The 433-nt window shown below is 60.5% G+C and carries 1 protein-coding gene; it reads right to left on the reverse strand.

Features of this window, described 5'->3' with window-relative positions:
- Positions 1-68: 68 nt before the first annotated feature.
- The gene (locus tag AC07RN_RS21315; protein WP_478337271.1) at positions 69-350 is read right to left on the reverse strand and encodes a YbaB/EbfC family nucleoid-associated protein; all 282 of its coding nucleotides are present in this window, start codon (positions 348-350) and stop codon (positions 69-71) included.
- Between the last annotated feature and the right edge of the window lie 83 nt (positions 351-433).

Below are 433 nucleotides of genomic sequence, written 5' to 3' on the forward strand. Positions count from 1 at the left end.
TCTGGGAACGGCGGTGCTGTCTGAGCCGGACTACAAGGAGCGGCGACGCGAGGTCTTCGTGCGGACCTTTACCAACTCATCGAGGGCCTCAGTCGTCGTTGAGTAGTTCGTCGACACAACTTTCTCGCTGCGACAGAGTCTCGATCGTGGGTGAACGGGCGCGCGACCTCCTCGACTCTCTGGGTAGCTTCCGCCTGTGCTTCCTGGATCGTGTCCCGCAACAGGTTGCTCAGCTGGACGTCGCCGAGGTGTAGTGCCTGCGGCGTAAGACGGACGTCGGTGACCCTGGCATCCGCATCGACCACGATGCTGAGTTCGCCGTTGCGAGAACTGGTTCGAACAATCACCATGCCCAGCGCTTCACGTAGCTGTGTGTTCTTCCGCCGCCAACTGGCCACAGCTTCTCGTTGCACGGCGTTCCATTTGTCCAAGT

It is taken from the genome of Lelliottia sp. GFLA7, assembly GCF_056490165.1.